The 13,685-nt window shown below is 60.6% G+C and carries 11 protein-coding genes; 6 read left to right on the forward strand and 5 right to left on the reverse strand.

The annotated features are described in order from the left end of the window. The first annotated feature begins 326 nt into the window (after window positions 1–326). The gene (locus tag HMPREF0183_RS10845; RefSeq protein WP_005886031.1) at window positions 327–4,097 is read left to right on the forward strand and encodes a proline dehydrogenase family protein; all 3,771 of its coding nucleotides are present in this window, start codon (window positions 327–329) and stop codon (window positions 4,095–4,097) included. 17 nt (window positions 4,098–4,114) lie between these two features. On the opposite strand, the gene HMPREF0183_RS10850 is transcribed toward HMPREF0183_RS10845, so the two are convergent. Next, the gene (locus tag HMPREF0183_RS10850; RefSeq protein ID WP_005886033.1) at window positions 4,115–5,050 is read right to left on the reverse strand and encodes a 3-hydroxyacyl-CoA dehydrogenase NAD-binding domain-containing protein; all 936 of its coding nucleotides are present in this window, start codon (window positions 5,048–5,050) and stop codon (window positions 4,115–4,117) included. Between the two features lie 269 nt (window positions 5,051–5,319). Between HMPREF0183_RS10850 and efeU the strand changes: the two genes are divergently transcribed. From efeU to efeB, 3 genes are read left to right on the forward strand one after another with little or no spacing between them, the layout of a single operon-like run. After that, complete coding sequence (efeU, locus tag HMPREF0183_RS10855) at window positions 5,320–6,324, forward strand: iron uptake transporter permease EfeU (protein WP_005886035.1); 1,005 nt, start codon at window positions 5,320–5,322, stop codon at window positions 6,322–6,324. Between the two features lie 45 nt (window positions 6,325–6,369). Continuing rightward, a complete protein-coding gene (gene efeO / locus HMPREF0183_RS10860) occupies window positions 6,370–7,620 on the forward strand; it encodes an iron uptake system protein EfeO (RefSeq protein ID WP_005886037.1) in 1,251 nt (416 codons plus the stop codon). After that, window positions 7,620–8,927: an iron uptake transporter deferrochelatase/peroxidase subunit gene (gene efeB, locus HMPREF0183_RS10865; protein ID WP_005886038.1), complete on the forward strand. Its 1,308-nt coding sequence runs from the start codon at window positions 7,620–7,622 to the stop codon at window positions 8,925–8,927. Before efeO ends, efeB begins: the two co-directional genes overlap by 1 nt. A 20-nt stretch (window positions 8,928–8,947) precedes the next feature. On the opposite strand, the gene HMPREF0183_RS10870 is transcribed toward efeB, so the two are convergent. The 4 genes from HMPREF0183_RS10870 to HMPREF0183_RS10885 all read right to left on the reverse strand — a co-directional run bounded on the left by HMPREF0183_RS10870 (window position 8,948) and on the right by HMPREF0183_RS10885 (window position 11,365). Then, window positions 8,948–9,772, reverse strand: coding sequence for a crotonase/enoyl-CoA hydratase family protein (locus tag HMPREF0183_RS10870; protein WP_005886040.1), 825 nt, complete (start codon window positions 9,770–9,772; stop codon window positions 8,948–8,950). Window positions 9,773–9,910: 138 nt separating this feature from the next. Further along, window positions 9,911–10,174 carry a Txe/YoeB family addiction module toxin gene (locus tag HMPREF0183_RS10875; RefSeq protein ID WP_005886042.1) on the reverse strand — a complete coding sequence of 88 codons (264 nt, stop codon included), beginning with the start codon at window positions 10,172–10,174 and terminating at the stop codon, window positions 9,911–9,913. Window positions 10,175–10,176: 2 nt separating this feature from the next. After that, on the reverse strand, window positions 10,177–10,431 hold the full coding sequence (locus HMPREF0183_RS10880) for a type II toxin-antitoxin system Phd/YefM family antitoxin (RefSeq protein WP_005886044.1): 255 nt from the start codon (window positions 10,429–10,431) through the stop codon (window positions 10,177–10,179). Window positions 10,432–10,651: 220 nt separating this feature from the next. Next, complete coding sequence (locus HMPREF0183_RS10885; RefSeq protein WP_211205350.1) at window positions 10,652–11,365, reverse strand: TetR/AcrR family transcriptional regulator; 714 nt, start codon at window positions 11,363–11,365, stop codon at window positions 10,652–10,654. A gap of 157 nt (window positions 11,366–11,522) precedes the next feature. Between HMPREF0183_RS10885 and HMPREF0183_RS10890 the strand changes: the two genes are divergently transcribed. Together HMPREF0183_RS10890 and HMPREF0183_RS10895 are read left to right on the forward strand one after the other, a co-directional pair. Further along, window positions 11,523–12,323 carry an SDR family oxidoreductase gene (locus tag HMPREF0183_RS10890; protein ID WP_005886049.1) on the forward strand — a complete coding sequence of 267 codons (801 nt, stop codon included), beginning with the start codon at window positions 11,523–11,525 and terminating at the stop codon, window positions 12,321–12,323. Continuing rightward, on the forward strand, window positions 12,320–13,501 hold the full coding sequence (locus HMPREF0183_RS10895; protein ID WP_005886051.1) for a phosphotransferase family protein: 1,182 nt from the start codon (window positions 12,320–12,322) through the stop codon (window positions 13,499–13,501). Before HMPREF0183_RS10890 ends, HMPREF0183_RS10895 begins: the two co-directional genes overlap by 4 nt. Window positions 13,502–13,685 lie beyond the last annotated feature (184 nt).

A 13,685-nucleotide genomic window follows, 5' to 3' on the forward strand; every position in this document is an offset into this window, starting at 1 on the left:
TCCTATATACAGTCCAATGCCAGTTCTGACGCTACCAGCGCGGCTAGGTTTTTGGTGGTGGAGTGTGGGTGAAACCGCGCAAAACGAGCGAAACTGCGCAATACAATGCGTAGTTTCGCTCGCTTTGCGCCGTTTGAGGGGTAGCCTGGGAGAACCGAACGATAACCGAACGTTCGGGCACACGATTTAATGGCGAATCAACGACATACGGGAGGCTTACCTCGCAGGTAGGACTGCTGGCCAAACAGCTGGTAGGACCTACCCATGAGCGGTGCTCAACGGGGTGAGTGACCCAGTTAGGATGCACTGTGAACCACGCTCCAAACATGCCGCGCGACCCACACAAGGTCCCAACTGATCACGCCAATAGTGAAGCCAACAGGGAACTTGGCGGAGCCACAACCACAGACCTGGACGAACTCGCAAACAAAGCCGTTGACCGGGTGCGCCGCTGGTTGCGACTGTCCACAGCGAAACCGGCGAAACCAGCCAAGTCCGGCTGGCTCGCCGCCAAGTCCGGCCAGTCACTTAACTCCGGGTCACCTCGGCGGTCTTCACCTCGGAACGCAAGCACCCAAGCGCTCAAACAAGAACAGCGCCTGGCCGCCGTGCTGTCTGACCTCAACGGGTTGCCGTTCACCAGCGGTTTTGTGGACCGAGTCATCCGGATCGAAGACACCAAAGCGGCTGCGCGCGCACTCACGGAAGTGGCCCGCCTGACGCCTGAGAGTATGTCGCTTGCGGACCGCGCGCAGATCCAGGCAGGTGCTGCGCTCGCCACCACAATGCCCGACCTCGTCATCCCCGCAGCTCGCGCCCGGCTACGCAACATGGTGGGGCACATGGTGGTGGATGCGCGCCCGGAACAGTTCGGCAAAACCGTGGCCACCCTGAAACGTGGCGGCCACAGGCTCAACATCAACCTGCTGGGTGAAGCTGTCCTGGGTGAAGAAGAGGCCGACAACCACTTAGAACAGACTCACGATCTGCTGGCCCGTGACGATGTGGACTACGTGTCCATCAAGGTGTCGTCCGTGGCCAGTCGCATCAACATGTGGTCCTATGACGAAACAGTCACCTACGTTGTGGACCGGTTGCGCCCACTGTACCGGCAGGCAATGGAGCAGGCGGGGAGTGAGGAAGAGGCGGCCCGAGGTGCCAAGTTCATCAACCTCGACATGGAGGAGTACAACGACCTCAACCTCACGATCGATGTGTTCATGCGACTGCTGTCGGAAGAAGAGTTCCATCAGTTGTCAGCCGGGATCGTCATTCAGGCGTACCTCCCGGACGCCCTGCCTGCGATTCAGCGCTTGAGCGAATTTGCGCGAACGCGTGTTGAGGCTGGTGGCGCGGAAATCAAAGTGCGCCTGGTCAAGGGCGCGAACCTGGCCATGGAGCGCGTCCACGCGGAACTCGCCAACTGGCCGCTCACCGTCAACCCCAGTAAGCAGGCCACCGACGCCAACTACAAACGCATCCTCCACTGGACGCTCACCCCGGAAAACACCTCGGGACTGCGCTTAGGGGTCGCCGGGCACAACCTGTTCGACATCGCGTTCGCGCATGAGCTCAGCGTGGCTCGGGGGCTCACGGACCGCGTTGAGTTTGAGATGTTGCAGGGGATGGCTACCAAACAGGCCGAGGTGATCTCCGCTGACGTGGGTGACCTGCTGCTGTACGTGCCGGCCGTCCATCCCGATCAGTTCGACGCCGCCGTGAGCTACCTGGTGCGCAGGCTTGAAGAAAACACTTCACCACAGAACTTCATGGCCTCAATTTTTGAGATCGCCAACGGTAGCCCCGCCTTCCAGAAGGAGGAGGCGAGGTTCCGCGCGTCTGTGGACGACCTCGGCGAGTTGCTGGCCAAAGGCGAACCACCCACGCCCAACCGGGAGCAGGACCGGTGGAAGGAAGGTGCTGGGGTCGGCGAGCCTGGGAGCACTGCCGGGGCCAGCGAGACCAGCCCCGCCAATACCAGCCCCGCGGACACCACTCCCTCCAGCTTCCGCAACGAACCCGACACCGACATTTCCCTTCCCGTCAACCAGGCGTGGGTGCGGGATTTCATGGAGAAGTCGAGTGCGCCGGGCTGGCTGGACGAACAGCCGCAAGCCCAACCTTTCACCTCGGTTGAGGACGTCAACCGATGCGTTGAAACCGCCCGTGACCAGCACGAATGGCGCGCCATGAGCCCCACAGCACGGCTCGAAGTCTTGGACCGGGCGGCAGATATTTTCGCCGCCAAACGCGGGCAGTTCTTAAGCGTCATGGCGCATGAAGCGGGCAAGACATTGGCGCAGTCCGACCCCGAGGTCTCCGAAGCGATCGACTTCATCCGCTACTACGCGCGGCAGGCGTGCGAACTCGAACGCATCCAGGAACGCGACGGTGTGCACTTTGAACCAGACCGGGTGATCGTGGTGACTCCGCCGTGGAACTTCCCTGTGGCGATTCCCACGGGAGGTGCGGTGGCAGCGTTGGCGGTGGGCGCCTCGGCGATCCTCAAACCGGCCGGGGCGGTCGCGCGGTGCGGCGCCCTCATTGCCGAATGCCTGTGGGAGGCCGGGGTGCCCAAGTCCGCGCTCCAGCTGGCGCCGTCGATGGAAGGAGACCTTGGGCGGGCGCTGATTGGGCACGAGGCGGTCGACCGGGTGATCCTTACGGGTGCCTCGGAAACGGCGGAACTGTTTAAGTCCTTCCGCCCCGGTTTGCAGGTCAACGCGGAAACCAGCGGGAAGAACGCGATTGTGATTACCCCGTCCGCGGACCGCGACCTGGCCGTGGCCGACCTGGTGTACTCCGCATTTGGGCACGCCGGCCAGAAGTGTTCGGCGTCCTCGTTGGGGATCATGGTGGGCTCGGTGTATGAGTCCGAGCGCTATCGGAAGCAACTGGTTGACGCCGCGCAGTCGCTGGTGGTGGACGTGCCCACGAATCTGCGTGCGGAAATGGGGCCGCTGACCGTCGATGCGTCGGATAAGCTCCTGCGCGCGCTCACCCAGCTTGAGGAGGGTGAGGAGTGGCTGGTTGAACCTCGGCGGCTGGATGGCTCCGGGCGTCTGTGGTCGCCAGGTGTGAAAACTGGTGTGAAACCGGGGTCGTTCTTCCACCTCACCGAATGCTTTGGCCCGGTGCTGGGGCTCATGCGCGCCGACTCGCTCGACCACGCGATCGAGCTCCAGAACGCCGTGGACTACGGGCTCACGGCAGGGATTCACTCCCTGGATACCGCCGAAGTCGAAACCTGGCTGGACCGTGTAGACGCGGGCAACCTGTACGTCAACCGGTCCATCACTGGCGCCATCGTGGAGCGGCAACCCTTTGGCGGGTGGAAGAAATCCACGGCGGGGCTCGGTTCCAAGGCCGGGGGACCGAATTACCTCATGATGCTCGGAGCGTGGACAGACAAGGCGGCGACCTCAGTGGAGGCGACCTCGGCGTGGGTAGACCGGGCGCTGGAAAGCGACCGGGAGGCGTGGGACACCGAATTTGGCGTGGCGCACGACCCCAACGGCTTTGAAGCCGAGGCGAACATTCTGCGTTACCGGCCCTGCCCCGTGATCCTGCGCGTGGGTGCGGGGGCTTCTGGAGGAGCTGGGGGCACGGCTCCCGCAGGGGCCGCGGGTGCTGGGATTTCCGGGGCCGGGGACACCGCCGAGGTGGCAGCCGGCTTGGAGGCACAGATGCGCCGGTGTGCGCTCGCGGCTACGCGGGTGGGTGCGCCCGTCGAGTGGTCGGTGGACGCGGATGTGTTTCCGCAGGTCAAGGGCGTGATTGAAAAGCTTCGCGCGGATGTGGAGGACGGTTCGATGGCGCCCGAGGTGGACGTCAGCGACGTTGCAACGTTCACCGCGCGCTTGGACGCCGTGAGTGACCCGATGGGTGTGCGGGTTCGGATGATCGGCGAGGTGCCGCAGGAGCTGGTTGAGGTGGCGGCGCGTCACATCAACGTCACCCTGGTCACCGATCCGGTGACCGTAAGCGGCCGGGTTGAGCAACGGTATTACATGCGCGAACAGGCCGTGTCGATGACCATGCACCGGTTTGGAAACCCAGACCGCGACTTCCAGGAGCTGGCCAAGCGGCTGAGGTAGAGGCGTTGATCGCGCCGCTATTTTTCGTCGTCTGCTTGGTTCTGGGTTTCCGTGACTGCGGCGAGGCGTTGGTTGCCGTCGGCCCTGGTCAGCGCATCGCTGATCGCGATGAGGCGGCGGTCGCGGGCTACCTTCGACTCTTCTGTTGCGGTGGTGCCGTACGATTCTTCGACTGCGTCGACGACGGGGGTGTAGGAGTTGTCGCCAAACGTGGTGGCTTCGGTTTCGAAGGAGTCAAAGGTGGACAGAACGTGGTCCACTAGGCCGCGGAAGCCGTGGTCGGAGCCTTGGTGGAATGCCTCGAACGGTCCCACGGATGCCCAGCGCACACCCACTGAGTTGCGCACTGCGGTGTCCAACTGGGCGGGGTTCACGATTCCCTGTTTGACCAGGTAGGACGCTTCTTTCATGATGGCCCACTGCAGGCGGTTGATGACGAAGCCGGGGATTTCGCGGTTGAGTCGGACTGGCACTTTGCCCAGTTGTGTGTAGAAGTCGGTGACGGTGTTGAGTACGTCTTCCGAGGTGTGCTCGTTGGGCACGATTTCAACCAGGGGCAGGAGCTCTGGCGGGTTGAAGGGGTGGGCGATGAGGATGCGGGCGGCCACGTTAGCGGGTAGGTCCTGTGCGACGACGGATGATGGGATGCCCGAGGACGAAGAAGCGAAGATCGTGGTGTCTTTGGCTGCCTGCGTCATGGTTGCGTACAGGTCTTTTTTGATCTGTTCGCGTTCGGGGCCGGACTCTTGAACGAGGTCGGCGTCTTTGACGGCTTCCTCGAGGGGCGCGGTTGTGAGTTGCTCGTCGTCGGGGAGGTCTTCGTTGATGTGGGAGATGAGCTTGTCGAGGTCGTCACGAACGTCAGAGACCGTGACCTCGAGTCCGTTCTTGGCAAATAGACGTGCCCACGATTGACCAATAACTCCGAAACCTACAACAGCGACTTTCTTCACAAGAACTCCTTTGGGGTGGTCGGGTTTGGGGTGACTGAACTGACAGTACGAACCTGCTTGTGCAACCGGGCTATAGAACTCCGAGGTTATGCGACCCGCTTCGCCAGGGGTACTCCCAATCTACGCCTTGAGATGTGAGAACGAAGAGCACAGAAATTTCATGGTACTGTAGGTGAGCCTTACCTAAATAGGAAAGGCCAACCTTAACTAAATACTTCCTGTTGCGAGTCCCCGGACTCGTGCACTCACAATCTCGAGTTCGGATCTCAATGTTTCTAGCGTCACTTTTAATTGGGCTGCGCGAAGGCCTTGAAGCCTCGCTGATTATCGGCATCCTGATTGCATACCTAGGCAAACTTGGACGTCGCGAAGCCATCCGCCACATGTGGAGCGGAGTGGCCATCGCTGTCGTACTCACTGCAGTAATAGGCGCAGTCAGCACGTTTGGACGCTCTCGCTTGTCGTTTAAGACCCAGGAAATCATCGGCGGATCAATGTCGATCCTGGCAGTCATCATGATCACCGGAATGATCTTCTGGATGATGAGCGCAGGCAAGAAAATGAAAGCCGCACTCGAAGGGGACATCGAAAAGGCGCGCGCCCGCCGCATGAGTGTGGGCCTTGCAGTCTTCGCGGTCGCATTCGTTTCCGTAGCCCGCGAAGGAATCGAAACTACCATCATTTTGTGGGGGTGGGTCAACAACCCATTGGCCATAATCGGAGCGCTGGTTGGCGTCATTGTTGCGATCGTGCTCGGCTGGGCACTCTTCAAAGGACTCATTCGATTCAACCTGGGCACCTTTTTCACGTGGTCAGGAGCCGCCCTCATCGTGGTCGCCGGCGGAGTGCTGGCATACGGCATCCATGACCTGCAAGAAGCCGCAGTGCTCCCCGGGCCATTTTCGGGAGCACCCATCACCCCCACACACCCGCGCACCGGCGAAGTTCTCACCGGGTTCTTCACCTACCCGTTCTGGGGAGCCGCATTCCCCTTTGGGTGGGCATTCAACGTCTCCGATGTGATCGACCCGTCCGGAGTGCTCGCCACCTTCCTCAAAGGAACAGTTGGTTTCGTTCCGCAAATGTCATGGCTCGAAGTACTCGCATGGTTCGTCTACATGGCCCTTGTGATTCCCAAATTTATTCGTCGAGTCCGTGAAAACAAGCACATCACCTTGGCAAAGAAGGCAACCCCGAACGCGCAAGAGGATCCGCCCAAGCGTCCGGTGGTGGACACCTCGGGCACCAACCCTCAACCAGCCCCCACCCCCTAAGTGGGCGTGCCATCCACACCCTTTTTAACCAGCAAGGAGAAAACTATGAAAAAGATCGTCCGCATGTCTGCAGTGCCCGTTCTAGCACTCGCAGCAACAGCTCTAGCCGCGTGTGAACCCAACGCAAGCGACGGCGCGCTCAACGTAAAAGCAACGAACACAGAGTGCGCAGTGTCAGCCGACACGGCTGAGTCGGGAACTCGCGAATTCACCATTAAAAACGAGGGCGACATCGTCACCGAGTTTTATTTGCTGGGTGAAGACGGGCTGCGGATTGTCGCCGAAAAAGAAAACATCGCTCCCGGTTCAGAAGCCACACTGTCCGTTTCGCTGCAACCAGGCACCTACTTCACCGCGTGCAAACCTGGACTGCGCGGAGAAAACGTTGGGGAAGCTAAGTTCACGGTCACCGGCGAACCCGTGGAAGTCTCCGGTGAAGACAAAGAGCTGTTCGACAAAGCGGTGAAAGACTACATCGCGTTCGTGAAAAACGAGGTCGCTGAACTTGAACCAAAAGTGGGCGAATTCGCTGACGCCTACGCAAAGGGTGATGACGAACAAGCGCGGAAACTGTACGCCACAACCCGTACACACTACGAACGCATCGAGCCGATTGCTGAGGCTTTGGGCGTGCTCGACCCGCGTATCGACTATCGCGAAGTCGACTACCTAGCCGAAGCCGACATCCTGAAAAAGGACGACCCAACCTTCACCGAATGGCTGGGCTTCCACCGAATGGAAAAGGACCTCTTCCCACCCAAGAAGGGCGACAAGAACGCAGACGGTGCCGACGCCTTCGACGGGTGGAAGCCGTCCAGCCCCGGAGACCGGAAACGAATCGCGGACACCCTCAAAGAAGATGTGCACAAGTTGCGCGAAACCGTGGACGCAGACAACTTCATTGAAGACCAGCAGATCAACATTGCAACCGTTGCCAACGGTGCTTCCGGTCTGCTCGAAGAGGTTGCCGTCAGCAAGGTCACAGGTGAAGAAGACTGGTGGTCACACACAGACCTCTACGACTTCGCAGCCAACGTAGAAGGCTCGAAGATTGCGTTTGACCTGGTCAAACCCATTGCGGAACGTAAAGGCTCCGAAGGCGAGCAACTAGTCAAAGACATCGAGCAAGAGTACGGAGAACTCAACAAGCTATTGGGCAAGTACGGCAACCTGGACAAAGGCTTCGTCAGTTACGACACCGTCACCGCCGAACAACAGGCAGAACTCACTCACCAAATCGACGAACTTCGCGAACCACTGTCCAAGCTGACCGGAACGGTTCTGGAGATCAAATAATGGTGGAACGCCAGGAACAAACTGGTGAAGAGGAAACACCAGAATCTGCCCGAGGTGTGGGCCGCCGCGGTCTGCTCGGCGCCATGGGCGCCGGCGCGGCCGGGCTGGCTCTGGGCGGGGTGTCCGGGTTCGCGTGGGGACGTGAACGCGCACAGGTGCCAACCACCTCGGCGCCAAAGACTTTCCCGTTCGAAGGCGATCACCAGGCAGGAATCATCACCGAAGCACAAGACCGCATGCACTTCGCAACCTTTGACCTCACAGACGGGACCACGCGGGAGGACCTGATTGAACTCCTCGAGGAGTGGACCGAAGCGGCGCGCCGCTTGGTCATAGGTGGCGAGGTTTCAGCGCGCGGTGCCTTTGGAGGTGGCCCCAACTTTCCACCCGATGACACAGGTGAAGCATTCGGCCTGGACCCGGCAGGTTTGACGCTGACGTTTGGGTTTGGGCGCTCGCTGTTTGTCACCGCCGACGGGAAAGACCGCTTTGGCCTGCGCAAACACATGCCAAAGGAGTTTGTCGATCTGCCCGTCATGACCAATGACTTCCTTGACCCTAAGCGCTCCGACGGCGACTTGTGCATCCAGGCGTGCGCGGACGACCCACAGGTGGCAGTCCACGCGATCCGAAACCTCACGCGGATGGGCGTGGGCAAGACCCGCATCAAATGGTCGCAGCTGGGGTTTGGGCGAACTTCGTCGACCACACGTAGTCAGGAGACTCCGCGAAACCTCTTTGGGCAAAAGGACGGAACGGCAAACATTAAAGCGGAGGACACGGTGGCGCTGGACGATCACGTGTGGATCAATTCCGGTCCTGCGTGGGCGCACGGCGGTAGTTACCTGGTTGCCAGGCGTATCAACATGACGATCGAAGTGTGGGACACGCTCCAGCTAGCCGAGCAAGAACGCGTCACCGGGCGGTTCAAACACGACGGTGCCCCGCTTTCCGGTGGAGACGAATTCACGCCCGTGGACTTCCACAAGCTCAACAGCCGAGGCCGCCCCTTGGTGGAAGAGACTTCGCACGTTGCGCGCGTACACCCAGATAACAACGGGGGTATCCGCATGTTGCGTCGCGGTTATAACTTTGTGGACGGAAACGACGAACAGGGTCGTTTGAACGCTGGACTGTTTTTCATTGCGTTCGTCAACGACCCCGGTCGGTTTGCGCGCGTGCACAGCAACATGTCACGCGACGAGATGTTTGTGGAATACCTCAAGACCACTGGTTCTGGCGTGTTTTTGGTTCCGCCGGGTGTGGGCTCAGACGGGTACGTGGGGCAGTCGCTCCTGGAGGCGTAGGGCTGTTAGGGCGGGCGCCTTTACTTACCAGTCCAGCGCGGTGCGCGCTTTTCGGCGAATGCCTTTGATCCTTCGATCGCGTCGTGCGAGCTGAACACGTCGCGTGTGAGCGGTTCCTGCTTGGCTGCTTTTTCGTCGCTGGCCCAGTCAGCGGATTCCACGATGATCTGCTTGGACGTGCGCACCGCCAACGGCCCGTTTGCCGCGATCGTACGTGCCAGCTCAAGTGCACCTTCAAGCGCCTGACCTGCGGGAACGACCCGGTTGATCAGCCCGTGACCGGCCACGAACTCGGTGGGGTAGAGGTCACCGGTCAGCGCCATCTCCATCGCGATGGCCCGGTGCGTGCGTTCCGGAAGCGTATACACGCCACCTGCCGCGGCAACCAGACCGCGTTTCACCTCGGGAAGCCCGAACTTAGCGTTATCCGCGGCCACCACTAGGTCGCACGCCAGCATGGTCTCAAACCCGCCCGCCAACGCGTACCCTTCGACAGCTGCGATGAGCGGCTTGGCGGGGGGCGCCTCGGTCAGCCCGGCAAACCCGCGGCCCTCAACGGACGGGGACTCACCGCGCACGAACGCCTTCAAATCCATGCCCGAACAGAACGTCCCACCAGCACCCGTAATCACGGCCACGGCCAGCTCGTCATCGTCGTTGAAGCGGTCAATCGCGGAGGCGACACCCTGGGCCACGTCCTTGTTGACGGCGTTCTTGGCCTCGGGGCGGTTGAGGGTGATGACGAGGACGTTGTCCACGACCTCGGTCAGTACTACCTGGTTTTCTGCATTGGTTGCCGGGGCGGTGTCAGGCTGGGTGCCTGCTGGGTTTTCGTTCTGGGTCATTGGATCTCCTTCGATCAAGGGTTTCGTCCAGCCTATTCGGTGAGCTGTGTCACGAGCGATTTTTGTGTGCGTTGTCTCACAGAGTGTATGGGTTGAGGGTGGGTGTGCCGAGGTGTGGGCCAGTTTGTGAGGGCCCGGCTAGGGTTCGTAGTGATACCGACAGCTTGCTATGCGAATCTCATCGTCGACGATCCTGTAAACGAGCCGGTGTTCACCAGTGATCCTGCGTGACCAATAACCTGACAGGCTGTGCTTGAGGGCTTCAGGTTTTCCAATCCCGTCGTTTCCGTTGCGCGCGATGTCGCGAATGAGCTGGTTGATGCGTTTGAGTGTCCGGCGATCTTCTTTCTGCCACCACACATAGTCCCCCCATGCGTGTTCATCCCACACGAGGAGCGCCATGGTTAGTCCTCGATGAGGTCATGCCGTGTTCCACGACCCTTTTCAAGCCTTTCGACTGAGTCAAGTAGGCGGCGGGCGTTGGCCGGTGTTCGAAGTAGGTGTGCGGTTTCGCGCAACGATTCGTACTCGGTGAGAGAAACGATCACGACGGGTTCGTGGCCCGCACGCGTGATGATCGTTTCTTCGCGGTCGTTTACCACGGCGTCAAGGACTTTTGCGTAGTTTGCGCGGGACTCGGTATAGCTCATCGTTTTCATGCTGGCGGCTCCTCAAGCAGGTAGATGTACAGGTAATTGTACAGTAGCTTTTTGGGTGATGATCGACGCGGAGCTGCATTACTCTACAACCTTCGAACCGGAGTGTAGAGTAGACACCCTTTTTGTTCGTTTTGTTCACGTTTTTCGCCCAAAATCGAGCCGTTACTCTACACCTCTCGGAACAAAGCGCGTTGGGTTGTAGACAAAACCGCCGCGAAACTCACTTAGCCCCCACGGTGCGAAGGCACAGATCCGTGTAACGCTCCACAACTTGGGCGGCGGTTAGCTCGCCGTCGGGCTGAAACCACGAGGCAACCGAAACGCACATAGACACCACGGCTCGCGATGCATCCAAGGGGTAAGGTGCGGTGAACACGCCAGCTTTGGCTCCGGCAACCACAATGCCGTCGATCTGCTTCTGCTGCCGTAAACGAGCTTTCCGGTGCGTCGCTAAACCTTCCGCATCTAATGACCTGATTTCTGAGGCGTTGACCAGCGCTTCGTCTTTGCGCACGGTGTGGAACCACAGCATGCAGTTCATGACATTGGTGAACTGGGTCAGTGGATCCGGGCCAGCTTCTTCGCGTGCAAGCTCGGTGCGCCACCACAGCTCTTCCATGCCCTGAGCAAGGAGTGCTTGCAAGATTGCCTGCTTGGACGGCCAGTGGTGGTAAAGCCCAGGGACAGACAGGTGCGCTTCCGTTGCGATACTTCGGATCGACGTCCCGTGATAGCCAGCCCGTGCAAAGCACCTAAGCGCCGCCCCCAGTACTGGGGTCCACGGGTTGTCACTGTAGTCGCGCCAGATCGCGGGGGAGCTGGCTTCGTTGGGGCTGGTTTCGGGTTTCATGCTTTTCTCGATCGGGGGTGTGGCTGTGGGGGTGACGTTGCGGGGTGGTTCCGAGGTGTTTGACTGGTAATCGTCGGTTGACAAGGAATCGCCCTAATGGTCAGAGTATAAGTATTTGAAGGACACCGAGCGATCGATCGGTGTAGTGTCTGGTCGATCAGTGTAGTTGGGGTTGAGTGTTTCCGCACCCACGCCCGCGACCGCACCCGCGCCAGGCACAGCAAAACAAGGGAGATTTGCAATGGACAACGCTTCAAACGGCTCAAGCGCTGCAGGCGACTCAAACACCCTAGCCGGGAAGGTCGCGGTCGTCACAGGTGGTAGCCGCGGAATCGGTTTGGCGATCGCGCAGGAACTGGTCTCACAAGGTGCGCGTGTCATCATCACTGCGCGTGGCCAAGAAAACCTCGACGCGGCAGTGAGCACAATGCCACGAGGCTCCGCCCTGGGAATCGCCGGAAAAGCCCACGACCCCGAACACCGCGCTCAGGTTCTTGACACCGCCGCTAAAGAGTTCGGCGGCCTGGACATCCTCATTAACAACGCTGGCATCAACCCGGTCTACGGCAAGCTCGAAGACCTGGACCTGGGTGCCGCAAGCAAGATCTTCGAAGTCAACGTGCTCGCGCAACTGGCGTGGGTGCAGGCAGCGCTGAAGCACCCGGACCTGAAGTTCCGCGAGCGCAAGGGCTCAGTTGTAAACCTGTCGTCTGTCGCCGGTGAAACCCCTCCGCCCGGAATTGGTTTCTACGGTGTCACCAAGGCCGCTGTGTCGCACTTGACCCGCACACTGGCCGTGGAACTTGGGCCCGACATCCGCGTCAACGCCGTCGCTCCCGCCGTGGTCAAGACCGACTTCGCAAAAGCCCTCTACGAAGGCAAAGAAGAAGAAGTCGCAAGCGCCTACCCCATGGCCCGACTGGGAGTACCAGCCGACATCGCCCAAGCCGTCGCATTCCTCGTCTCCGACAACGCCAGCTGGATCACCGCACAGGTGTTGCTGGTCGACGGTGGCCTCACCGCCGCAGGGGGCACAGCATGAACGACACCACCTCGAACCCGCAGAACACGCCAGCAGCCAACCAACCCGCAACTCAGGCGGACACCTCGGGGAAGTCTGGGACCACCTCGGCCGAGGTCGTTCCCACCTTTGACGGCGTCCTCACCGGGTCCGCGGCCCCAGTTCTGGTGCTGGACCGGATCGAAGCGTTCTTGGACGAACACGGCTTGGGCGCGGGTCCCGTCGAGTGGGAGCGCGTGGGCGGCGGGCAGTCCAATATCACGTTCGTGTTGTCGCGCGGTGGGGAGAAGTTCGTGTTGCGGCGCGGACCTCGGCCGCCACTGCCCAAGGGCACGCACAACATGGTTCGCGAGGCGCGCGTGCAGCAGGCCGTCGCCGCGCAGGGCGTTCCGGTGCCAAAGATTTTGGCGGTGGGCGAAGACGAGTCGATCCTGGGCGTGAACTTCTACATTATGGAGTTCCTGGACGGGTTCGTGATCGATTCGGCTGAACCCGCGAACGTCACCACGCCTGCGGACCGCGCGCACGTCATGGAGTCGTTCGTGGATTCGCTGGTGAAACTGCATTCGGTGGACGTGGAGAACCCCGACGTTGCTCGCCTGGGCAAGCCGGACGGCTACCTGGAGCGTCAGGTGGCCACGTTCACGCGCCTGTGGGAGGTCAACTCCAAGCGCGAGGTGCCCGATGTGGTTGAGCTGGGCCGCCGCCTCGCCGCCGACATCCCCACTTCACAACTCCACGCGGTTGTGCACGGGGACTACCGGCTGGGCAACGTGATGGTGCGGCCGGAAGGGTCGCCGGACGTCATGGCGATCCTGGACTGGGAGATGGCAACGCTGGGTGACCCGCTGGCCGACCTGGGGTACTTCCTGGCGACGTACGCTGAGCCCGGGGCCGGGCAGCCCGGCGGCCGAGAGATGACCGTCATGGAGCTGTCGCGCGTGACCACCTCGGAAGGGTATCTGTCCCCAGAGCAGGTCGTGGAGCGGTATAGCGCTGAGGTCGCCGAGGTGTCAGGCAGCGCCCCTGACCTGTCCCGGATCGACTGGTATAAGGCATTGGCACTGTTCAAGTCGTGTGTGTTCCTCGAGGCGATGTTCACCAGGTGGAAGGCTGGCGAGCGTCCCGGTGATGATTTCGCGCCGAGGTTGGAGCAAGGAGTTCCGCAGCTGGCCGCCCGCGGGCTTGAGTGGGTGTGAGACTGCGCAAAGTGAGCGAGACTACGCGTTATGTTGCGTAGTCTCGCTCGTTTTGCGCCCTTTGGGCTTGGCTAAATCGCTCGGAGCTCTTTGCTCAGAAAGTCGTTTGGATACAGTCCAGTTCGAATTTGGGGCTCGCGTGTAGCCAAAAGTGTCTAAAAGTGTGGCGCAGGTCACTAATGTG

The sequence above is a fragment of the Brevibacterium mcbrellneri ATCC 49030 genome, assembly GCF_000178455.1.
Lineage (GTDB): Bacteria > Actinomycetota > Actinomycetes > Actinomycetales > Brevibacteriaceae > Brevibacterium > Brevibacterium mcbrellneri.